Source organism: Micromonospora sonneratiae, from assembly GCF_042679305.1.
Classification (GTDB): Bacteria; Actinomycetota; Actinomycetes; order Mycobacteriales; family Micromonosporaceae; genus Micromonospora_H; species Micromonospora_H sonneratiae.
The window spans coordinates 1-23492 of the sequence record NZ_JBHTMP010000078.1; the positions used below are offsets into that span (position 1 = coordinate 1).

A 23492-nucleotide genomic window follows, 5' to 3' on the forward strand; every position below is an offset into this window, starting at 1 on the left:
CCTGAAACGCGGCCTCGGCAACCTCGCTGTCCGTGGCGTCGAGCACCTCGCTCAGGTGGTGAAACAGCGGTTACGACACATCCAGCGCGAGCCTGATTTTATCGCCGGCTTCCTCGCTCAGACCGGCATGACCCTCGAACCCGAAAGGACGTGACGGATCAGACCTCAGCCTTTCAACCTCTGTAGCCGACGGTTGGTTTATCTGGGAGCCGAGCCGGAACACCCCCACGTGCGTGGGGAGCACTTCGACAAAGTCGCGGCCATAATCGCAACCATCGGAACACCCCCACGTGCGTGGGGAGCACTTCCCGCGTGCGCGTCGCTCGCTCGCGGACTGCGGAACACCCCCACGTGCGTGGGGAGCACCGAATACGCGGCGAATGTGCCGGCGAGGAATGGGGAACACCCCCACGTGCGTGGGGAGCACGAGGTCCGGATGCACACGGGCACGTACTAGGGAGGAACACCCCCACGTGCGTGGGGAGCACGATTACTGCCGTCGAAGGGCCCGAGGTGACGGCGGAACACCCCCACGTGCGTGGGGAGCACCCGGATAGCGCCGGACGGCGGACCGAGCGAGACGGAACACCCCCACGTGCGTGGGGAGCACGCCGCCTAACCGCGGTCACCCTGTGGCGGGACCGGAACACCCCCACGTGCGTGGGGAGCACGACGACGTCGTGCGGGTTGTTGTGGCTGGTGTCGGAACACCCCCACGTGCGTGGGGAGCACGCGGCCAACTGTGCCGGGGTCGCAGTGGATAGCGGAACACCCCCACGTGCGTGGGGAGCACCAACGCCCCGCTTAGAAGCGGAGAACATGGCACGGAACACCCCCACGTGCGTGGGGAGCACAACGCCCGCGCCGAAGCTGACCGCGCCCACCGCGGAACACCCCCACGTGCGTGGGGAGCACGCCACATGTTCCGGCCCAACCGGGCCAACTACCGGAACACCCCCACGTGCGTGGGGAGCACCCGGTTCTCAGCGCGCACTCATTGCTGAGTACCGGAACACCCCCACGTGCGTGGGGAGCACGTCCGAACGGTCCCCGTCCGACGTAGGTGCGTCGGAACACCCCCACGTGCGTGGGGAGCACGTCGGCGGCGTGGTCGGCGCGGTGGTGAAAACCGGAACACCCCCACGTGCGTGGGGAGCACGTCGGCGGCGTGGTCGGCGCGGTGGTGAAAACCGGAACACCCCCACGTGCGTGGGGAGCACGACCTCGGGGTGTCGACCACCTCGCGGACGTACGGAACACCCCCACGTGCGTGGGGAGCACCATCGGTTGCCTCCCGGCTGCGTGCGTTGCGCCGGAACACCCCCACGTGCGTGGGGAGCACGTGATGGTGACGACCCAGCGGCCGTCGTTGTCCGGAACACCCCCACGTGCGTGGGGAGCACCGCCTCGGTCGACAGGTTGATTTCGTGGGTGCCGGAACACCCCCACGTGCGTGGGGAGCACGCGTACCTGGCGCCAACCGGCAAGATGCGGATCGGAACACCCCCACGTGCGTGGGGAGCACTCTCTGCTGTCTGTCTGCTGTAGCGACGAATCCGGAACACCCCCACGTGCGTGGGGAGCACCGTCACGGAGATGCTCACTGCCCTCGGGAACCCGGAACACCCCCACGTGCGTGGGGAGCACGCGCGTTTCTGCTCCGCGATCGTGATGCCGTTCGGAACACCCCCACGTGCGTGGGGAGCACGCCGCCGCCGGCATGTCCCACGACCGTGGTGCCGGAACACCCCCACGTGCGTGGGGAGCACCTCCGCGTCGGACTCGTCAGCGGTGACCAGCCCGGAACACCCCCACGTGCGTGGGGAGCACCCCGTCGGCAACTGGTCGGCCTGCTCACCGACCGGAACACCCCCACGTGCGTGGGGAGCACGATTCACTACGCTCACACCGCCCTGGGGGACGCGGAACACCCCCACGTGCGTGGGGAGCACACCGCCAGCACCGCACCCCGGGCCAGTTGCAGCGGAACACCCCCACGTGCGTGGGGAGCACGTAACCGGCGACCCGGTCAGCAACCCGGTTGATGGAACACCCCCACGTGCGTGGGGAGCACCAGACCAGATCAGGCAGGACATCTACGAGAAGCGGAACACCCCCACGTGCGTGGGGAGCACCCGTAGATCTGGTCCCGTTCGGCTGCGCCCTGCGGAACACCCCCACGTGCGTGGGGAGCACGGCCATCAGGCAGCAGCCTTCACGCCCAGGATCGGAACACCCCCACGTGCGTGGGGAGCACCCGGCAAGCAGGCAGGTGAAGCCACCCGACTGCGGAACACCCCCACGTGCGTGGGGAGCACGTGATCAACATAGCCCTTTTTGTGAGTGCCAACGGAACACCCCCACGTGCGTGGGGAGCACTACTGAAGCGTCAGCCATGCGTGTTTCACCGCCGGAACACCCCCACGTGCGTGGGGAGCACGGCCGGTCCCGGTACCACAACTGCCGGCGGCACGGAACACCCCCACGTGCGTGGGGAGCACAAGTACGGCCAGCACCAACCCGGCGACCTCATCGGAACACCCCCACGTGCGTGGGGAGCACTCCAGGCTGGATCCGCGCTCGCCTGCCTCCACCGGAACACCCCCACGTGCGTGGGGAGCACGTACGTTGCGCCTCGACGTACGCGGCGCGACGCGGAACACCCCCACGTGCGTGGGGAGCACGCGAGGCGATCCCCAAGACGACCTGGCGCACCCGGAACACCCCCACGTGCGTGGGGAGCACCGAGGAGGCACCACCCCGATGAGCGCAGCCGACGGAACACCCCCACGTGCGTGGGGAGCACGCCGCCGCGCTGGCACCGTACGAATAGTGCGGCGGAACACCCCCACGTGCGTGGGGAGCACGACCGGCCGAGCTGGATGCACAGGGTCAGAACCGGAACACCCCCACGTGCGTGGGGAGCACTCGACCCGGACCGTGCCTGGCTCAACCGCCGGCGGAACACCCCCACGTGCGTGGGGAGCACGCACGTACCACCGACTGCACCCTCGGATTCACCGGAACACCCCCACGTGCGTGGGGAGCACGCGCTCGGTGGTCTGCACGGCGTGCCGAACGAAGGAACACCCCCACGTGCGTGGGGAGCACCGCAGCAGATCCGCGACATCTGCCCGAGAAGCCGGAACACCCCCACGTGCGTGGGGAGCACGAGCGGAGACAGGGCGGTGAGCAGGTCGTTGGCGGAACACCCCCACGTGCGTGGGGAGCACCACCTGCGCATGAGAGCAGACACCTACGACAACGGAACACCCCCACGTGCGTGGGGAGCACTCCTCGATCGGTGCGTACGTGATATCCGTGAGCGGAACACCCCCACGTGCGTGGGGAGCACGCCGTCGCCTGCTGGCGTGCCTCAGCCAGCGGCGGAACACCCCCACGTGCGTGGGGAGCACGACCGGCACGTTGCTCAATCTCCGACACGAGGTGGAACACCCCCACGTGCGTGGGGAGCACGGTCGGGCGCTTACTGCCCCGTTCTGGATCGACGGAACACCCCCACGTGCGTGGGGAGCACACGGCCGACGATCACGAGACGGTAGGTAAGGCCGGAACACCCCCACGTGCGTGGGGAGCACCGGAGCCGCCGTACCGACGCGTTGCCGACGAACGGAACACCCCCACGTGCGTGGGGAGCACGGCGCGACCTCGTAGATGGCGATGTCGCGGGCCGGAACACCCCCACGTGCGTGGGGAGCACGCGTACGCGGCGTTTCGCTGCTCTCGGGCGGTCGGAACACCCCCACGTGCGTGGGGAGCACGGCCCGTCTGGAGATCCAGGATCGGGCGGGCGAGGAACACCCCCACGTGCGTGGGGAGCACCTGGTCGGCGAGGTTCGGGCCGGTGACGGCGGCGGAACACCCCCACGTGCGTGGGGAGCACCAACACCGACGCGATGTTCAAACCCGGGCCTGCGGAACACCCCCACGTGCGTGGGGAGCACCTCCGCGATCTCGTTGTCGGCCACGTTGGTCCCGGAACACCCCCACGTGCGTGGGGAGCACTCCTTCTTCGTCTCCTCCTTCTTCGTCTCCTCCGGAACACCCCCACGTGCGTGGGGAGCACAAGTCGAGGCTCGCGCCCGTCTCAATGGGCGACGGAACACCCCCACGTGCGTGGGGAGCACGACGACGCCCACGCGATGTGCGGCCTGGGTTTCGGAACACCCCCACGTGCGTGGGGAGCACATCCCGTCGATGTGCACCGTTCGGGAGGCGCGCGGAACACCCCCACGTGCGTGGGGAGCACGGTATGGCATTGCGGGTGGCAAGTTCGTCGGCCGGAACACCCCCACGTGCGTGGGGAGCACTGCTCGTCGACGCCCTCAGGCGCCGTCATCTCCGGAACACCCCCACGTGCGTGGGGAGCACCTACCTCCTACCTGCTCAGCTCAGACGTTCCACGGAACACCCCCACGTGCGTGGGGAGCACCCCTCGGCATGCACACCTATGACCCGCGCGACCGGAACACCCCCACGTGCGTGGGGAGCACCGCTGACCCACACAAGCCGGGGCCCGGCGCTGCGGAACACCCCCACGTGCGTGGGGAGCACGGCAGGGCGGTCAGCATCGCCCTGCCGAGTAACGGAACACCCCCACGTGCGTGGGGAGCACGGAGGATCCGGTCAAGGTGGCGAACCGTCGCCGGAACACCCCCACGTGCGTGGGGAGCACGAGGTCCAGGGCGAGGATCTCGCGCTGATCACCGGAACACCCCCACGTGCGTGGGGAGCACACTTCGCGACCTGGGGGTTTACCAACCCTCTGGCCACATCACCTCAGGTTCCTCGTCCTGTTGACCTACTACCGGCTTCATGGCTACGAGCGTAAGGCCATCGAAATCGACAGGACGGCGTCGCCGCTCGCCGGCCGTACGGAGCGAGAAGCCTTGTTCTGTGTTGTCCGGATGGACAAGGACGGCTGCACCATCTCCGACAACGGCACTGGTCACAGCCCAGAGTTCATCGCGTACCTTCGCTGAGACGGTGCCGACGAACAGCCCTGGTCCGACTTCGATCATCCAGCGGCTCAGCGCACCACGTAGGTGGTCGGGTACGGCGGTGGTAGCCAGAACAACCATTGATGCCATGCCGGCTACCAGCCGTCTTCGCCGTAGTTGACTCCGGACGGAACCTGTCCTAATTCGGGGTCCCACAAGGAGAGGATCTCAACTCCAGGCTGAGAATCGGGGCGGGCCGTGTCTGGATCGAGCAGCCGTTGAATGTCGGTGACGATCGCAGGCATCAGCTTGAGCAGCCTGAATTCCTCCCGTAGTTTGCGCCGCGCATCACGCTCTGGGTCGGTCGAGGAGCCGAGTGAGAAGGCAATAGGCGCGGTGACCTTGGCCTTGTACAGGTCTGCAACGTCGTACACGAAGGCGTGTTGAGTACCGCTGTGGACAAAGCCCAGGGCAGGTGAGCAGCCGAGGGCGAGGATAACCGCGTGGGTAACTCCGTAGAGGCAGGCACTGGCCGCTGACAGCGCCAGGTTGACCGGGTCCTGCTCCTCCCACTTCGCGGGATCGTAGTTTCGACGGAACTTGCCGGTGCGGTGGCGTTGGGCGAGAAGGCGGTACAGCGCCTTCATCCGCTGACCTTCCATCCCCCTCAACTGCGCCAATGAGGTGCCTTCGGGTACGGATTCACCGAACCGACGCTCGTACATCCGGACAGCGACGGCGAGTCGGGCCTGATCGTCTGCCCAGCACCGCACCTGCTTTTCCAGCCAATTTGTGGTCAGCGAGGTTGGCACAATTCCGGCGTAGCAACGTACGCCGCCCGAGCCGACGCAGACGACGCTGGTCCCGTGTCTCGCGAGCGTGGACATGGCGCGATGGGTGATCGAGGTGCCGGGGCCGAGCAGAAGGCAACTGACGGCGGCGGTGGGCAGATAGACCCTCTCGACTCCTCGGGGAGTGTCGACCTGCGCACAGACTCCGGTGTCGTCCTGCACGATCCGCACCACGTCGGCGTACAGGAAACTCAGTGAGTCGGCGACACGTGGCAGCATCGCAAGGGTTGGGGCAGCCAGCCGACGACGTGCAGCGGTGGTCATCGGGCTAGGGCAAGGCTGAGCAGCCCGCAGCCGAATGACTTGCCTCGGCCAATCCCGCCGAGTGCTGCGGCGCGTACCTGGTCCGCGTTGGTGATAACGGCGGTGCCGTCGAATCGGGTGACAGCGTGCCGTACGGCCTTGATTTTTCCAATAGCGTCGGGCTGTGAGTGAACGTGCACCTGGCGCAGGTCAAGGCCACTCGCCTTTGCCTTGCGATGCCACCAGTCTTCGGCGTCCGTGCCGGTCAGCGCGACGATCTTTCCGGCTGCGGCGCCCTTGGCAACGCGCTTGGATGCGTTCGCGGCGATACGGTAGTGCACGAGCATCCCTGGCTCAAGCGCCTTGAGCAGGGCACTGATATCACGGCTTTCGATGCTTCCGTAGCGGTCGGGCAGCCGGCTGATGTCCGGTGTCATGGTGGTCTGTGCCAGGATCACCGGACCGACTCTCCCATGGTCGATGCGGAACAGCACACCCGCCTCATGGCGGGCTTTGTCTCCGATCCCGTCAGGGACGAGGCTCATGACCCGGCGGTGCATGGCGACGATGTCGCGGATGTCCTGGTGGGCGTTGCGTTGACGAAGGTCCAACGCAATCCGGACGAGCCATGCGTTCACGGTGCTGCTCCTTCCAGGTAGCGTTCGAGTGCGGTGAGGTAGCGGCTGCCGAAGCCAGCGCACAGCTCGACGGGCAGTTTCTCGGTGACGACCCAGATGGATCGGGACAGATAGCTGCGCCGGTGGGGATGGAAGGCGACTGGCACATCGTTGTAGGTGAGCCGGGCCGCCTCGACCGCGTCGGGTGGCGGCGTATCAAGCACGAAGTCGACGTCCACCGTCGTATCAGCGCCCCCGTACGGGTTGCTCCGGGCGAGGGGGACGGATCGGTAGAGGTCGTCGACAACACCCGGACCGGGGCCGCGCAGCAGCAGCGGCACCTCCGCCGGGCAGGAGCGCCGTCCGAGGTACGGCGCCCAGACAGGCTGGGCCAGGGCTTCGGCGACCACCGCTATCGTGGCTTCCGGTCCGGTAACGGCAACGGTGAACACCGCGTCGGCCAGGTACTGGCGGCGGGAGACGATGGTCTCGGTGCCCGGGGCCCGTCGTTTACCTTCCGCTGTCATCACGGTACGGGCACGGGGCAGTCCTCCCCCGACGGTGTGGAAGTCCTGCATAGGGGTGCCGGGCCGATCGACGCGGATCGTGAAGCTGAGCGCGGGCAGGTCGACGTCAGCCTGCTCGTCCGCCGATTTGTAGTGGAATGGCTGGTCACGGCCTCGCCCGAGGGCGGCGGCGATCATGCCGATCAGGGCTGACCGGGTGGGGTGGGGCCGGGTGTCACGCTCGGAAAAGGTGCTGTGGTCGCCCCAGGACTGCATCGGTCCGGCAAGCCGTATGAGCAGTCCGTTCACTGCGGCTCCGCCTGGCCGATCGCGAGCCGCACCAACTGCGGGAACGATTCGACCTGCTCACCAAGCCCATCCAGCTTGTCACCGGTGGTGGCGTGGGCGTGACGAATCAGCCCGTCGGTGCCGAGAAGCTTGTGGATCCGACCGACGTAGTCGTTGAGTGTCTGTTGGGCCCGGCTGCCGTAGCCGCCCTCCATGTAGGCGTTCACCGGTGCTTCGAAGGCACTGGCGAGGGAGACGGGGCGGTCGGCGCGAGCAGCAACGTAGGCCAGGTCCGGGACGGTGAACGGGGCGGTACTGTTCTTCTTGGCTTCTGGCATGGTGGTGATGAAGGCGCTGATGAAGTCGGCTGCCAACTGTGCCGCAAGGTCCGCGTCCCCGTCGAGGTTCTTTGCCAGGTCTGCCAGGTTGATGCTGGCGTACCGGTAGAAGGTTCCGGCGCTGAACTCCCCGCTGTTCATGTGGCCGCTACCGGTTTCCTCAGCCTCCTTGTTGAGGTCGTCGACGGCGGTGAAGAAGTCGACTTCCGGGCTGGTGCCGTGCACCGTGAAGGCGTGTGCGACCTGGACTGCGCCGTCGACGTGAGAGGTGGGTACGTCGGCCAGCATCCGACCGAACAGGTTGATGACGCTGTTCCGCCCGGCAATGATCTCGGCAACCCGGTCACGAGGCAGCGTTTCCGTCTTTTCCGCCTTCTTCTTGCCGCCGCTGGCGTGGGCGGCGGCGAGCGCCTCCTGGTGGTCGACACAGAGCGTGGTCAGCTCGTCGAACGCGCGGGCCGGGAGGTACAGCAGGACCGAGGTGCCGCCGTTCTTCTCCAGGCCAAGCCCCTTGCTGGTGATACTGGCCGCGATCTGCTGGCCAGCGAAGGTGGCCAGCTCATCGGCCCAGCCGCGGGCCCGCAGTCGGTCGGCCACCTCCAGCGGCACGCGCCGGGTCCGCTTGGCGGCGTCACCGGAGGACTCCTCGAGAGCGAGCCGGACGGCACGCTTCCAGCATTGGCTGGAGACCCGGGTACGTTCGACGCCTCCGAAACGGACGGTCTTCGGCGACCCGAGATCGTCGCGGTTCAAGTTGGCGTACGGCACCGTGTGCAGCAGGTGAATGTCGATGTATCGGGCGGTTGCCATGCTCACTCCTTCTCGTTTTCGGGCAGGCTGCGGTAGAAGTCTTGAAGCCATCGCTTGGCGATCTGGTCGCGTCTGTGGGGCGTCCATTCGCCGAGGTCGTTGAGTAGCTGGGCCCAGTCGATGGGCACACCCAGCGTTTGGAGGTGTCGCACCACCCCGGGCAGGCGTTGATGAACTCCGAAAAGGTCCTGCCGGGTGAGAAGGTGCAGTCGCTTCTCCGCAGTCTCCTGACCTATGGCGCGTTGCTGGGAGTCCGTTCGAAAGACCGCCAAGGCCATTGCCGTACCCAGGCTGGCACGGCGTCTCGGGTTTCCCGGTGTCGAGGCCTCGGGGGCTGTTTGCTCGCCTGTTTGTTCGGTTTCCTGGTCGTCGTCGGTCGAGCCGTTTCGACCGCCGGACGGCTGGAGAGCGATCATCGAGGCAACCGCGTAGTAGGCCCATTCCGTCGCGGGAGATGGCCGCTCGGGCAGCCATCTGGCCACCGTGGCATGAACTGTTATGGCCTGCTCAGGCGGTCGCCCCAAGCCCCGGCGCAGTGCTGACCGCTGTCCCGGATTCGTCACACACACCTTGCCGACGAATTCAACAAACCTGTCGTAGGTGTCGAGGCGTGTCCCGGACTTTGTCTCGACAGTCACGAGCCTTCTCCTTTCTGCCGATTGGAGGCCAACCGGCGGTGGGCGGTATGGATGGCAGCGGCAAACCGCTGTCGGTGTGACTCGCCGCTGGTCGCCCAGTCGATGGCTTCGTGACCAAGAACCTTGTACGTCTTCTTGGCGTCCTGCCAGGTACGGTCGCGCATGTGCTGCCAGAAGATCGCCTCGGCCCTGGCCCAGTAGTAGGTCTCCGCCTTGGCGGCCCACGGACCGTTCCGGTCCTCGACTTCGGTCGCTTGCTGCCATGCCTTCTTCAGGAGATAGACGAGCGAGTTCCCGACGCGCTCAGCCGCCTCGTGTAGGTCGTAGGCCCCCCAGGCGGCATCCTCGTCGTGCTCGGCCAACCACCGCAGCACAGGCGGGGTGATCGAAGTGAACCACTGCCGGTCCTTGGCTTGGCCATCCTGGTCGAAGCCGTACGCCCGGATGCGTTGCTGCCCGTCTTCATCGTGGTCTTTGGCGCTGTTGATGATTTCAGGGCGTTGGTGGCTACCCTCGCGGTCTGCGAGAAGGGCGTAGACGTCCCGCCACAGCGAGCGTGCCCCGTCAGCGTGGAGCTTGTACCAGTTTCCCTGTTTGCTGAGCTTGCGAACGACGTAGGGATCTCTGCTCTCGCCCGATGGTTGCCGGCTGGCCCAGGTCACGTACGCATCCGTCACGGCCTGGCCATCAGCGGTGGGCACGAGCAGGATCGCATGCTGGAATCCTCCGGTCAGCACACCTGCCGGCCATGTGATCGGGTGCGGCGCACCGAGCGGATCCGGCAGCTCCGTACGCTCCCACGGGCACAGGTCTGCTTCGTCGGACCGGGTGTGTGGCTTAGGCACGCCGATGATCAGGGACTCGAACAGTGAACGTCCGACCGGGTGGTAGGACATCGCCGTCCGCAACGGGCCGGCGTTCGAGTTGGCCAGCTTCTGTCCGTCCACCTCTCGGCTGGTACACCGTCCAGATGCCCCGTAGTAGAGCTGTGCCACCAGATACCAGGCTGCCTGAGCGGCCGGAACAGGAACCGGGTCGCCATCGGTGTAGTGGCCGAACCACACCTGCGTGTTACCGGCTGGCCGATCGAACACCAGCTTGTTGACGCCCGACGGCTTTGGGCACTGTGTGCGTAGGCGCGGGTCCTGTAGCCATGGCCGCTGTGGCTGGAACAGGTCGAACGCCTCGCTGAACTCGGCGAAGTACCCGTCGATCTTTTGTGGATCGAAATGGCCCCGACGAAGGCAGCCATCCTGCCGCTCCAACCATCCGGGCTCTTCGTCGAGATCGGTCAGGCGAGCGGTGATTGCGTACAGGATGCGCCACAGCCCGGAGGCAGCAGGCGGCACGGGTACGGCAAGATCCTCTATTTCATGCGCACTCGCAAACAGCTCCCGCAGCCCTACCGACCAGGTGTCGGATCCTTTTCGCACCGGTAGCCACGGTTCGGTGAGTAGATTGTACGAAGCGACAGTCATAGACCATCCTTTGACGCGCTGAGACGATATAGGGCACCTGGTTGATCCGACCGATTTCAAACGATCACCGGTTGGATTCGCGCTTCCCGTTGAGGGGGGCTAGGACTCACTGTTGACCGTGCACTACTGGTAGGCGACACGGAAACGGATTCCTTGTCGCCCTGACACAACATCCGACAGCGGCACCACAGGGGCACGTTGACGCTTCAGTCGCACACCATACGCATTCAACGATGCATCGCGTTAACCCCAACTACAGCCGTACCACTTCGACCAAGATCGCAATAAGAGAAGATGCAACGGAGCCTCCCACGAGGCCCAGATCAAGAGAGCTAGCGAGAAATCCTCAACGGAGGATACCACTCTCCCGTGGTTCGACTTCCGCCACTCGGGTGCGAGCGATCAGCGTGTTGCGCCTTTGTGGACAATCAGACCAAGTTCCGCGTCGAGCCAGATACGACGGTCGCCAACGTCGATCGGAGCGACACCGTCCGGAGAAAGATCAAAATTAAGGAGTCGGATCTCGCTCAGCCAGGCATTGTCCTGCCAAGCGTCAGGCAATCCTGCCGTCGGCGCATATCCGGGTAACAGTGATTCACGGACCGGAATCCCGTGCGCGAGGATTTCTCGCACCTGGTCGAAGCTGAGGCTCCCGTCGTGCCGAGCGCCCACCAGTGGAAGCGGCCTTGTTCCCCGTTCGTCGAGCCACCTGTCGCCGCTGCCGTCCTGGTAGCAGCAGACAACCCGCACCGAATCAGCACCCAGCCGAGTCGACGCACGCTCCTCGGAGATCCCGTCTCCACTGAGGTAGGCCAAATCACCAACGTTGGCGGCGTCGGGAACGAGGCCTAGATCGGCCACCTGTCGACTCGCGATGCCACAGCTCATATAGTCCACGTACTCACTGTCCAGCTCAGGGATAGTTGCGGACGGGGGGCCGTAGACCGCCTCCACGTGTCCCTGCACGTCCTCCGGTATGGCGATCCTGGTGACGTCGGCTAGCCGAAGGTGCGTGGCCCGCAGCAGATACGGATGGTAGACATCGCCCCAGTGGACCGGCTTCGAGTAGCCGGAGCCGCCGCGAGGGTCGAGGATGACCAACCGTGGCCTCGGCGCCCAAGGGTAGCGGTGATGTCTGTGTCGTTGGCACCGGCCGGCGCGTTGTAGCAGTTGGGCCATCGGCGCCAGGTCGCTGACAACCAGATCAAAGTCAAGGTCAAGTGATTGTTCGATCACCTGGGTCGCCACAACGATCATTCGGGTCGGCCGGTTGTCGGCGTTCTTGCCGAGCCGGGTCGTGATCTCCTCGGTGATCTCCTCCCGTTGCCATGCTGGAAAGCGAGAGTGCAGCAGCCTCACTTCGACATCCGCGCCGCCCCAGTCACGCAACACTTTGTACGTCGCCTGCGAGTCAGCAACGGTATTGCATACGACAGCAGCACAGCCTCCCTGCTCCAGCAGAGGAGCAAGGCAGTTACGGATCACCGCACGGCGATCGAGATGGTCCTGGCCATCGGCTTCATTTGTTGCCAGGTGCCGGACCGGTCTCACGTCGACTTCCAGATCGATGCTGCGCCCGGACACAACGCGAGCCTGCGCACTGGGCGAGATGGTGATCGGATCGCGGCCAGGCTGAGCCGGGACGAACGTCCAACCTGGATAATTGATCTCTACGACCGCCGGCGACGCCACCCCAGCCCCATGCTGGTAAGCCGCAGCCAGTTTCCTGACCTGGCTGACCGGTATCGTCGCGGACAGCAGAATCACCGGGCAGCCGAACGCTCCGAGCCAGTCCAGCAACTTGCACAGCACTCGTTGCATGTACTCGTCGTATGCATGCGCCTCGTCGACGATGAACACCTTGCTGGACAGACCCAGCAACCGCAGCACGTTATGTTTGGTTGTCAATACCCCGACCAGCGCCTGATCGATCGTGCCGACCGCGAAGGATGCCAGGAGTCCGCGTTTACGGCCCCGCAGCCATCTGGGCGCTACGACACGAGTGTCCTCGTCAGTTGAGGTAATCGCTGAGGGGCTGGCCGACTGCACAGCTACCTGCGTCTGGTAGGCGGGGTTCAACCACGACATGCTGTGCAACAGGGTGAGAGCGGTCTGCTCTTCGGCGAGCTTTGCGACGAACTCCCGGGTCCGCTTGTACATCTGATCCGCAGTCGCCATCGTCGGCAACGCGAAATAGAACCCACTCGCACCACAGCGCTCGGCAAGGACCCGGGCAGGCACCATAGCCGCCTCGGTCTTGCCGTCACCGGTCGCCGCAGTCACTACCAGCAACCCAGGCCCATCCACCTGCGGCAGCAGTTCGTCTATCAACGACTGCTGGAGAGCATTCGGGGCGAACGGGTAGATCTCCGTGAAGGCAGCAGCACCAAGACGCGGGCGCCCAAGCCCAGCCTCGTCAAGCAGCCGCTCTACAGGTTTCCGCAGCGCAGCCAGGTGAGCAGCGACAATCTCGACTGAGACATCGCTCGGCACCACCTTTAGCTGCTTCCGCAGGAAACTCTCCTGGCTTACCAGCCAGTCCGCCAGGATGATCAGCCCGGTCACCAGCACCATCGTCGGGCCAGAGAGAGCATCGGGCGGCTTGGGGCAACCCAAGACCTGATCAAGGATCCGCACCAGAGCCGATCGCTGTCGACCCCACCCAGCGCCACCGAGATACCGTCGATCGGGATCGTGCACCTCCGCTCGCCGAAACTCGCCGTGGTGTCCACCGAGCATCTGGGCGACCAGATAGCAGGGCCGCCGACTAAACGGCCCCAGGTTCGCGTAACCGTAACCGGCCAGCAGCTCCATCAGCGACAGATGAGTTGCCCGCTCATGCCGCAACGGCTTGGAACCACGTTCAAGGCCGAAGTCAGGATCACCGGCAAGACATGCCGCCGCTCCCGGATCATGCCCCTGAAAACCCGGGGTAGCCTTCCCAAGATCGTGAAGTGCGGCCCAGAGCATCACAAGGCTCTTCGCCTGCTCCTCAGCAGCCCCCATCCCGTCGGCAATGGTGCGCCGCTGACCGGCGGTCAGATACCGATCCCAAAGCGCCCTGGCTACCGCTGCGGTGTCGACCAGGTGCCAGATCAGCGGATAAGGCGACGCGAGCCCTTTCGACTTACCCCATACCCGGAGGTCGACGTCTGGCATATCGTGATCCATGTTCACTGCCTCGCGCTAACAGGACGGCCAAGGTGCACGGACCAAGGGGACCAGAGGGGTACGACAGGACCGCCCGCTACTCTGAAATCTGTCACATCGCTCCGTAAAACCCCAGGTCGCGAAGAGTCCTCCCCACGCACGTGGGGGTGTTCCGCACCGCACAGGGGCAGCGTGACCGCTTGCTGGGTCCTCCCCACGCACGTGGGGGTGTTCCGCGGTTCCCTGTGCGGGGGCTGCGGCCGGAGGAGTCCTCCCCACGCACGTGGGGGTGTTCCGAGGACTGGTTGCCGTACGCGGAGGACGATGAGGTCCTCCCCACGCACGTGGGGGTGTTCCGCACATTCAGCGATCCACTCTCGCATGGCGGTCGTCCTCCCCACGCACGTGGGGGTGTTCCGGGACGAGGCCCGTCGTGAGCGAGGGGGCGCTCGTCCTCCCCACGCACGTGGGGGTGTTCCGCGGACCGTCAGCCAGGTAAGGCCGAACGCACCGTCCTCCCCACGCACGTGGGGGTGTTCCGCTCATCGCGTGGCTGACGGTGTCCTCCCCACGGTCCTCCCCACGCACGTGGGGGTGTTCCGGACCGGTCGGGGCCGGTGCTGCGGTTCACCGGGTCCTCCCCACGCACGTGGGGGTGTTCCGGAATCCCTTCCATGCCCGCGCCGTCCGCACTGGTCCTCCCCACGCACGTGGGGGTGTTCCGACAGCGGACACGTCCCGGTCGTCGACAACCACGTCCTCCCCACGCACGTGGGGGTGTTCCGGAGTCCGAAGTGCAAGAGCAGACCCTACCGGAGTCCTCCCCACGCACGTGGGGGTGTTCCGGTCAGCGTCGAGCTACAGCCGCTCGAACACGGGTCCTCCCCACGCACGTGGGGGTGTTCCGCGGGTCGTGCGCGGCTACCTCGTCGAGACGCAGTCCTCCCCACGCACGTGGGGGTGTTCCGTCCAGCCTGAACCGAATAGGCAACCAAATCGGGTCCTCCCCACGCACGTGGGGGTGTTCCCGCGGTTGCCGCCCTGGTCCGTACCGCAACGGAGTCCTCCCCACGCACGTGGGGGTGTTCCTTGGCACCCGCGAACATTCCGGGAGTCTCTTTGGTCCTCCCCACGCACGTGGGGGTGTTCCTGAATACGCCAGTAAGAGCGGTACCGCGTTTCAGTCCTCCCCACGCACGTGGGGGTGTTCCGCATTCTCACGCCAGCGGCCTTCAGGGTTGCCGGTCCTCCCCACGCACGTGGGGGTGTTCCGGTGGCCATGGACGCCGCACTGTACGCGGTCGGGTCCTCCCCACGCACGTGGGGGTGTTCCGTCTCCGGCGCTACGGGGGTTGCAGGCGGTCAAGTCCTCCCCACGCACGTGGGGGTGTTCCGGTCCCCAGTGAAGCCGACTCGTGCAGATGCTCGTCCTCCCCACGCACGTGGGGGTGTTCCGACGCCGGACGGTACCTACTGGATGGCGGCGGGGTCCTCCCCACGCACGTGGGGGTGTTCCGGCATACCCTCTGGCGGATGGGTTCATCCCGACGTCCTCCCCACGCACGTGGGGGTGTTCCGCACGCCGGCTCGGTGCAGGCGACGGCTCCGAGGTCCTCCCCACGCACGTGGGGGTGTTCCGCAGCGGAGCGTGAGCTGGCCGCCGAGCAGCAGGTCCTCCCCACGCACGTGGGGGTGTTCCGCCCCGCCGTCCCGGGCGGAGCGAGAGGAGCGGGTCCTCCCCACGCACGTGGGGGTGTTCCGAACGGCGGCCAGGTCGACGCGTCGGCCGGAGCGTCCTCCCCACGCACGTGGGGGTGTTCCGGAATCCACGTCGCTGATAAAGGCGACCCACTGGTCCTCCCCACGCACGTGGGGGTGTTCCGGTCGACATGACGTACGTCCGTCGCCTCGCCCTGTCCTCCCCACGCACGTGGGGGTGTTCCGGCGTTCAAGCGGTGGCTGACGCACGAGGTGCTGTCCTCCCCACGCACGTGGGGGTGTTCCGTTGTCGCGGGTCTTGGCGTGGGCGGTCTTTTCGTCCTCCCCACGCACGTGGGGGTGTTCCGGCCGCCGGTTCATCGGCGCCGAAATCACCGAGGTCCTCCCCACGCACGTGGGGGTGTTCCGCGCGAGGTCGCCACCAGCAAGGACCTAACCGCGTCCTCCCCACGCACGTGGGGGTGTTCCGCGCGATGTTGGCGCGCTCCGCAGAGATGTTGTGTCCTCCCCACGCACGTGGGGGTGTTCCGCCGCCTGGCAACGAGCCGAAACCGGTCGCTGCGTCCTCCCCACGCACGTGGGGGTGTTCCCAGACCCGGGTCGTCGTGGTCGTCGACTGGACAGTCCTCCCCACGCACGTGGGGGTGTTCCGTAGGTCTTCGTGGTGGTGGTGCCGTCGTAGACGTCCTCCCCACGCACGTGGGGGTGTTCCGACCCGCGACAACTTTGAGGCGTACGCCGAGGGGTCCTCCCCACGCACGTGGGGGTGTTCCGGTTTTCAGCCTCAGCCTCAGCAACCCGGTTGCGTCCTCCCCACGCACGTGGGGGTGTTCCGGCGCTGGCGAGCAACGCGGGCGGTACGAACCGGTCCTCCCCACGCACGTGGGGGTGTTCCAGTTGCTCGATAGCTGAGACGGTCGTCGCTTTCGTCCTCCCCACGCACGTGGGGGTGTTCCGACAACCTTTCGGATCCGATCCGGTGGACGATCGTCCTCCCCACGCACGTGGGGGTGTTCCGTTCGGTTCGGTCGATCCCTACCAGCTGGGCGAGTCCTCCCCACGCACGTGGGGGTGTTCCGGCAGCATTCTGGGGAGCTGACCAGATTGTGCTGTCCTCCCCACGCACGTGGGGGTGTTCCGCCGGGGTCGGCCCCAGCATCCGGCCAGTCACCGTCCTCCCCACGCACGTGGGGGTGTTCCGGTGCCGGCGAGAATCGGCACCGGTCCGTCCGGGTCCTCCCCACGCACGTGGGGGTGTTCCGCGGCAGGCGGCATGAGCACGGCTCCGGAGCCGGTCCTCCCCACGCACGTGGGGGTGTTCCGGGGCTGCCGGGGTGGACCGGGCGGCTCGCCTGGTCCTCCCCACGCACGTGGGGGTGTTCCGCCCGGCCAGCAGCCCCCGTTCGAACTGGACGAGTCCTCCCCACGCACGTGGGGGTGTTCCGTCGCCGGTGGTGCCGGTGGTCGGGGAGGTACCGTCCTCCCCACGCACGTGGGGGTGTTCCGGCGTAAGTAGCCGTACAGATAGCAACCTAGCGGTCCTCCCCACGCACGTGGGGGTGTTCCGACGTTTCGTCTCGCCGCAACAGGCGCAGGTGCGTCCTCCCCACGCACGTGGGGGTGTTCCGGCGTAGTACGACTCCATGGCGGCGCCGCCGGAGTCCTCCCCACGCACGTGGGGGTGTTCCGGTCTGTCTCTCTGGCACGCTCGGACCGGGTCGGTCCTCCCCACGCACGTGGGGGTGTTCCGCGCGACCGGGGGGCCACATGAGGGATGTGGCCGTCCTCCCCACGCACGTGGGGGTGTTCCTGTGACCGCGCGAAAACCACAGGTACTCGTGCTGTCCTCCCCACGCACGTGGGGGTGTTCCGGTTTCGCCTCCGCCAGCTCCACCGCCTCCACCGTCCTCCCCACGCACGTGGGGGTGTTCCGAGTAGCCTTCGGGTTAGTTCCCATTGCCGTGTGTCCTCCCCACGCACGTGGGGGTGTTCCGAGGTGAGGTCGGCGGCCTGGGCGAGATCGGTGGTCCTCCCCACGCACGTGGGGGTGTTCCGGACGTGTTCGGCGTTCGTGACCTGTTCACCCGGTCCTCCCCACGGACGTGGGGGTGTTCCTCTAGTCCGCAACTCCGCAGTTGCGCAACTCCGGTCCTTCCCACGCACGTGGGGGTGTTCCGATGAGCCGACGGGCTATCACAGTTCCCCACGCGTCCTCCCCACGCACGTGGGGGTGTTCCGGCATCATGCCGGTGGTCGGAGACCGAGTCGTCGTCCTCCCCACGCACGTGGGGGTGTTCCGCCGGCCGGGTAGTACCGCGATCGTGGTCTTGTGTCCTCCCCACGCACGTGGGGGTGTTCCGGCCACCCGGAACCCCGGCCCCCTACAGGGCCGGTCCTCCCCACGCACGTGGGGGTGTTCCGCTGCGTAGGCGCGCGGCAACCCTGAAGGCTGCGTCCTCCCCACGCACGTGGGGGTGTTCCGTCCGACTGCGTGCAGTCGTGTCCCGGTGTAGGGTCCTCCCCACGCACGTGGGGGTGTTCCGATCATGACGGGATGGTCGTAGCTGTTGGCATCGTCCTCCCCACGCACGTGGGGGTGTTCCGCCAGTCAGGCACCACACGCACCCCCGCAGCAGGTCCTCCCCACGCACGTGGGGGTGTTCCGTTGCGGCAACGGTTCGACGATGCCGCCCGGGGGTCCTCCCCACGCACGTGGGGGTGTTCCGCGGCGAGCCCGTCGGGAGAGGTGGCGATGGCGGTCCTCCCCACGCACGTGGGGGTGTTCCGCAGCGCCGGGCCCCATCCCCCCAAGAAGGAGGGTCCTCCCCACGCACGTGGGGGTGTTCCGCACACGCCACGCCCTGTCTCCTGACCCATGCTGTCCTCCCCACGCACGTGGGGGTGTTCCGCGGATCATCCAACTCGACCACGACGCCCACGAGTCCTCCCCACGCACGTGGGGGTGTTCCAGTGTAGGTGCCGCAGTCGCCGCGGACGGTGAGGTCCTCCCCACGCACGTGGGGGTGTTCCGTAGAACAGCTCAGTTCCGGTGATCCCCCGGCGGTCCTCCCCACGCACGTGGGGGTGTTCCTGCTCACCTGATCGCACGGTCAGCCAGCTCAGGGTCCTCCCCACGCACGTGGGGGTGTTCCGACCGTCTACGGCACCATCTTCGAATGGATCGGGTCCTCCCCACGCACGTGGGGGTGTTCCGCAGAGCACCATGGCTCGCCGCATGACCGGCGAGTCCTCCCCACGCACGTGGGGGTGTTCCGCGGTAGACGACACGCGGCACCGTGTGCCGGCGGTCCTCCCCACGCACGTGGGGGTGTTCCGTGGTTGCACCGTTGGCGACCCTCGCCGCGATGGTCCTCCCCACGCACGTGGGGGTGTTCCGTGTCGTAACGAGATCACCGGAGAAGCGCCTCGGTCCTCCCCACGCACGTGGGGGTGTTCCTCTTGACCGGCTGAGCCATGGCCTGCGCCCTGGGTCCTCCCCACGCACGTGGGGGTGTTCCTTCGTCGTCATCCCCGAATCGGGTTTTTACGTCGTCCTCCCCACGCACGTGGGGGTGTTCCGACGTCTACCTCAAGCTGTACCAGTCCTCCCCACGCACGTGGGGGTGTTCCGCACAGTGTTGACCCTGTGCACTGTGTGACCTAGTCCTCCCCACGCACGTGGGGGTGTTCCGGTTGATCTGCGCGACAACCTGTCCGGGTTCGGGTCCTCCCCACGCACGTGGGGGTGTTCCGGCAATGTGGCTAGCCCTGCCCACGACGCAGGTGTCCTCCCCACGCACGTGGGGGTGTTCCGCAATCCGCGTCGGAGCGACGGAGCCGGGGTAAGTCCTCCCCACGCACGTGGGGGTGTTCCGAGAAAGCGATCGTCGAGGCAGCCCAGGCCACCGTCCTCCCCACGCACGTGGGGGTGTTCCAGCAGACCCTGCACTCCCCCCCTGGCCTTGACCGTTCTCCCCACGCACGTGGGGGTGTTCCGCCCGACAGTGGCGAACCACTCGCCTACGACTAGTCCTCCCCACGCACGTGGAGGTGTTCCGCCCGATCCCGAACAGAACGACCAACGGCCAGGGTCCTCCCCACGCACGTGGGGGTGTTCCGCCCGAGATCACCTACGACCGCACCCGGTGGAGGTCCTCCCCACGCACGTGGGGGTGTTCCGTCGGCGACGTCCGCAGCGGGGGCAGGCGCGTCGTCCTCCCCACGCACGTGGGGGTGTTCCGTACATAGACGGGGTCGGTGGCCAGGCACGGCAGTCCTCCCCACGCACGTGGGGGTGTTCCGGTCCGGCGTGCGTGGCCTGCGGCCAGGAGGTGTCCTCCCCACGCACGTGGGGGTGTTCCTTCAATGATCAGGCGGCGAGGGTGTCGGTGTCAGTCCTCCCCACGCACGTGGGGGTGTTCCGGATAATCAGAGGTCGATCCGGTAGTCCAGCACGTCTCCCCACGCATGTGGGCGTGCTCCGTACACAAACATTCGCAAACTCAACAACACACTCCCTAGCATCGGTGGGGCCTATCACGACTCGACGCAGCAGCTCAGCGATTTAAGGGTCCTTCAGCAGCTACGGCGATACATGACGCCGTTCACCGCCTAAGGTCGTCTCGGATAAGATTGCCGCCGGAGGTCGGGGGCCGGGATACTGAACGGCTACACTGCCCGCTTCGACAGCCCTCACCATGGCATGGCTAAGGGGCGCTCTCTGCGCCAACTGTGTGGCAAGGACACCGAGAAACACGTCTCCAGCGCCACTGGTGTCTACCGCGCTAACCTGTTTCGCCGGCACAAGCGCAGTTTCGTCGGGGCTACTGTAGGCAGCACCACGGGATCCTGCGGTAACAACGGCGGCTCGGACTCCGAACTTCCGCAGGTCCCGAGCTGCATCCATTGGATCGCCATGGTGACACCCGAGAATCGCCGCTGCTTCCTGCTCATTTACAACATATAGATCGAGCCCAGCCAGCCCTGCCCTACCAACGCCAGGATGCGGAACCAGGTTGCCTATCCGCACATCGGCCTGCTGGTAGCGGAGAACAGCATCGACAGTATCCGGTTGCAGGTCGAACTGAGTGACGACAACCCCTGCCCTCAGATGGCCAAGTCTCGCACTTACTTGCTCGGGGGTTAGCTCCGTCTCCGGCGATAGTGCAAGAACGATGCAGTTCTCTCCATCCGGCCCAATCTCGATAATCGCCGCCCCGGTAGACGCCGATGGCACAAGGGAGAAAAGTGAGGTATCAACCTGCGCGGCTTGGAGGGCTTCAACCACGAGGTGCCCCCACGAGTCCGCACCAGCGTTACCAACCAGGCCAACGCGAGCACCTGCGCAGGCTGCTGCAATCGCCTGATTCAGGCTCTTTCCCCCTGCGGCGATTGCCGCTGGCGACGATGCAAACACCGTACGGCCAGGAACCGCACGACTAGGGACCCGCACTGTGATGTCCACATTGGCGCGACCCACAAAGGCAACATCGAGCTGACGATCGCCGGTCACCATGCCCCTGCCATCTGCTCCAACAGGCTTTTCACTGACGACCTCCCGCGGAACGGAGCAAGTTTTGGTCCGAGCGCAAGGGCATTTCGCCGAATCCGCGCTGACCCGGTAGCTGCGGCTAGGGCTAGAGCCTCCCCGGCTGCATGGGCAGCCTGATCTGGCTCAGAGGCAGCAAGATACGCGTGTGCGGTTCGAGAGAGATACATGCCGCGTTCGCGCCGGTAGCTCTCTGGCCACTCGTTGACTGCTGTAGTAAAGCATGAAACGGCCTTACTTGGCTTATTGAGGCGAAGCCAACCCTCACCTTCATGGGCGTTCAAGTACGGGCTGGTACAGAAGGCGCCGAGCGTATCGCCCGCGTCTGTATCCGTAGCCTCGCTGATCAGCGTACGGGCTCGGTGCATGGCTGTTTGGAAGGTGACGGTGTCACCATCGGCGGCGCTTCCTTGGGCCTCCTGAACGGCGGCAAAGGCTTGCACAAGCACTGGAGCGCCAGGGATGCGAGCGGCTGTTCGAGCGAGCCCCACCACGCGATCCTCATCGCCGGTGCCAACCGCCCGCTGTGCGGCTCGACCAAGAATGAACGCATACAGTTCGTGGTCTTGGGCCTCCTGAGCCATGCTTGCGGCCCGGTCCAGCCATCGAGCCGCAGCGTCACTATCACCAAGGTCATCGCTGAGCCAACTCGCGAACTCGGACCATCGAGCCTCCGTGCTAAGTAAACTGTCACGGAGAGACCCGCGCGCCTCTCGCCGAATCTGTGAAATAAGCTCCACCTGGTGCTTGACGGTAGGCAGAACGCTTAGTCCGCCAAGCCTGTTGTCCGCCTGGACAAGAAGTGCCCGGAGCGTCGCGAAATGATCTACAAGCGCGGGATCGATATTTGACGGCGCAAGAGTGCCCATAGCGCTGACCATGGGAGCGGCAGCGACACTGGCCGCCAGTTCCAGCAGAACTCGTCGCCTCATCCGAAACGACTGCGTTTGTCCGCCTGACATGATCGTAAGGGTAACTGCGTCATGCCTGTCTCGACATCCTTCCGCAGACGTCTGCGCTTCCGGCACCAACCGTAGCTGCGGCTCCTCGACGGGCGGCCGACCTTCACTACAACCGGCGATTCCGACGAATTCGCACGCCTCCTGGATAGCGACAATCGGCTGAGCCTGGCCCAGTTGAGGATCTTCGACTCGAATCGAAGCACCCATCCAGGCATCCGTCCCCGGCACCTCTGGCTGCCTCAGCGTCGCGATCTTGGCAACGCGGGCCTGGTCACGTTCGTAGGCAACCTGGGTCCTGTACCGATTCTCCAGATCGGCAAGCTGTCGATAGGCAGCCTGAAGCGCTCCACGGGTAGACAAGGCACGGTCCGCTGATTGCCAGAACCCGAGCGGCGCGCGTTCACGGCCGGTTTCGACGTTAGCGACAGCGCTTCTTGAGTAACCAATCTGTGGCCCGAACTCAGCCTGAGTCAATCCGGCTGCTCTCCGCCATGCCGCCAGTTGCCTGCCAAGATCCCGGCATGCCTCAGCTACCTGCTCTGCTGTGATCCTCTTGGACACCACCAAGGTCGCTTCCTGATCAGTTGTCACTGGAATGTCGCCGTTCCGGGTCGCATCTCGCCGACACACCCGCAACCGGTTGTGATGATCCTGTCACAAAAATCGACGAACACCCGCATCCCAGAGCTGCCGCGACCGGCAAGAAGATCCACGAGCGCCTCTTCCCTGGGAGCCCTTGCCGATGCTCGCGCCAATCACACCGAGGCTACGGAGAACCACGGATGCTCGCTGATGACTTCTTCCGGCTCGCCCATGACGACGTTACGGGTCGGTTGCGGCTGACCCACCGGACTGTCTCAGTCGGACTGGCTGCCGCGCTGTTGGCTGAGCTGCTGACGCTGCACCGTATTCAGATCGAGCGCGGGGACGTACGCATCGTCGACCGGACGCCGCCCGAGGACGCGGTGGCGCACACGGTCCTGGAGTGCCTGGTCATGGAGCCGCAAAGCCGGCCGCTCCAGGCGTGGGTGGACCGGCTGGCGCAGTCGTCGTACGCCGATGTCGCTGGCCGTCTGGTGCGGGCCGGGCAGGTACGTGTCAGGGTCTCGCGGCGGCTGGTCGGACGGGTCATGACGGTCTTCGTGCCCACGGACATCAACCAGGCAGCCCGGCCGATGGCGCTGCTGGCCACCCAACTGCGCTGGCGTGACCCACTGAACCAGCACGACAGCCAGTTGGCGGGGTTGGTGATGACGACCGGGCTGGACCGGTATGTCCTCGACGGTGCCCCGGCCGTCGCACGCGGCTATCTCCGGTTCGTCGTGGAGCACCTGCCGCCGCCGATGCCGCAACTCCTGCACGCCGCCCATGTCCATCTCTGAC

General features: G+C 66.1%; 11 protein-coding genes and 2 CRISPR repeat arrays. Of the genes, 1 reads left to right on the forward strand and 10 read right to left on the reverse strand.

What is annotated here, in order from left to right; translation table 11 throughout:
* Positions 1 to 215 precede the first annotated feature (215 nt).
* Positions 216 to 4757: a CRISPR direct-repeat array (repeat unit 29 nt; unit sequence CGGAACACCCCCACGTGCGTGGGGAGCAC).
* An 18-nt stretch (positions 4758 to 4775) separates the two neighbouring features.
* The 10 genes from cas2e to ACFQ4H_RS30520 form a co-directional block, all read right to left on the reverse strand.
* The gene (gene cas2e / locus ACFQ4H_RS30475) at positions 4776 to 5111 is read right to left on the reverse strand and encodes a type I-E CRISPR-associated endoribonuclease Cas2e (RefSeq protein WP_377577727.1); all 336 of its coding nucleotides are present in this window, start codon (positions 5109 to 5111) and stop codon (positions 4776 to 4778) included.
* A gap of 5 nt (positions 5112 to 5116) precedes the next feature.
* Positions 5117 to 6076, reverse strand: a complete 960-nt coding sequence (gene cas1e, locus ACFQ4H_RS30480) for a type I-E CRISPR-associated endonuclease Cas1e (protein WP_377577730.1) — start codon at positions 6074 to 6076, stop codon at positions 5117 to 5119.
* On the reverse strand, positions 6073 to 6693 hold the full coding sequence (locus tag ACFQ4H_RS30485) for a type I-E CRISPR-associated protein Cas6/Cse3/CasE (protein ID WP_377577733.1): 621 nt from the start codon (positions 6691 to 6693) through the stop codon (positions 6073 to 6075). The genes cas1e and ACFQ4H_RS30485 overlap by 4 nt, the downstream gene beginning before the upstream one ends.
* Positions 6690 to 7487, reverse strand: a complete 798-nt coding sequence (gene cas5e, locus ACFQ4H_RS30490) for a type I-E CRISPR-associated protein Cas5/CasD (RefSeq protein ID WP_377577736.1) — start codon at positions 7485 to 7487, stop codon at positions 6690 to 6692. Before cas5e ends, ACFQ4H_RS30485 begins: the two co-directional genes overlap by 4 nt.
* Complete coding sequence (gene cas7e, locus ACFQ4H_RS30495) at positions 7484 to 8614, reverse strand: type I-E CRISPR-associated protein Cas7/Cse4/CasC (protein WP_377577739.1); 1131 nt, start codon at positions 8612 to 8614, stop codon at positions 7484 to 7486. The genes cas5e and cas7e overlap by 4 nt, the downstream gene beginning before the upstream one ends.
* A 2-nt stretch (positions 8615 to 8616) precedes the next feature.
* Positions 8617 to 9252 (reverse strand): type I-E CRISPR-associated protein Cse2/CasB, encoded by a 636-nt coding sequence (casB, locus tag ACFQ4H_RS30500; RefSeq protein WP_377577741.1) that lies wholly within the window; start codon positions 9250 to 9252, stop codon positions 8617 to 8619.
* Entirely contained in the window at positions 9249 to 10730 is a 1482-nt protein-coding gene (gene casA, locus ACFQ4H_RS30505; RefSeq protein WP_377577775.1) for a type I-E CRISPR-associated protein Cse1/CasA, read from the reverse strand. Before casA ends, casB begins: the two co-directional genes overlap by 4 nt.
* A gap of 402 nt (positions 10731 to 11132) precedes the next feature.
* Positions 11133 to 13901: a CRISPR-associated helicase Cas3' gene (cas3, locus tag ACFQ4H_RS30510; RefSeq protein WP_377577743.1), complete on the reverse strand. Its 2769-nt coding sequence runs from the start codon at positions 13899 to 13901 to the stop codon at positions 11133 to 11135.
* 125 nt (positions 13902 to 14026) lie between these two features.
* Positions 14027 to 20022: a CRISPR direct-repeat array (repeat unit 29 nt; unit sequence GTCCTCCCCACGCACGTGGGGGTGTTCCG).
* A 159-nt stretch (positions 20023 to 20181) separates the two neighbouring features.
* Positions 20182 to 21114, reverse strand: coding sequence for a PfkB family carbohydrate kinase (locus ACFQ4H_RS30515; RefSeq protein ID WP_377577746.1), 933 nt, complete (start codon positions 21112 to 21114; stop codon positions 20182 to 20184).
* On the reverse strand, positions 21108 to 22739 hold the full coding sequence (locus ACFQ4H_RS30520) for a helix-turn-helix domain-containing protein (RefSeq protein WP_377577778.1): 1632 nt from the start codon (positions 22737 to 22739) through the stop codon (positions 21108 to 21110). The genes ACFQ4H_RS30515 and ACFQ4H_RS30520 overlap by 7 nt, the downstream gene beginning before the upstream one ends.
* 152 nt (positions 22740 to 22891) lie before the next feature.
* Here ACFQ4H_RS30520 and ACFQ4H_RS30525 point away from each other — a divergent pair, with 152 nt between their 5' ends.
* Positions 22892 to 23491, forward strand: a complete 600-nt coding sequence (locus ACFQ4H_RS30525) for a GOLPH3/VPS74 family protein (protein WP_377577749.1) — start codon at positions 22892 to 22894, stop codon at positions 23489 to 23491.
* The last annotated feature ends 1 nt before the right edge of the window (position 23492 follow it).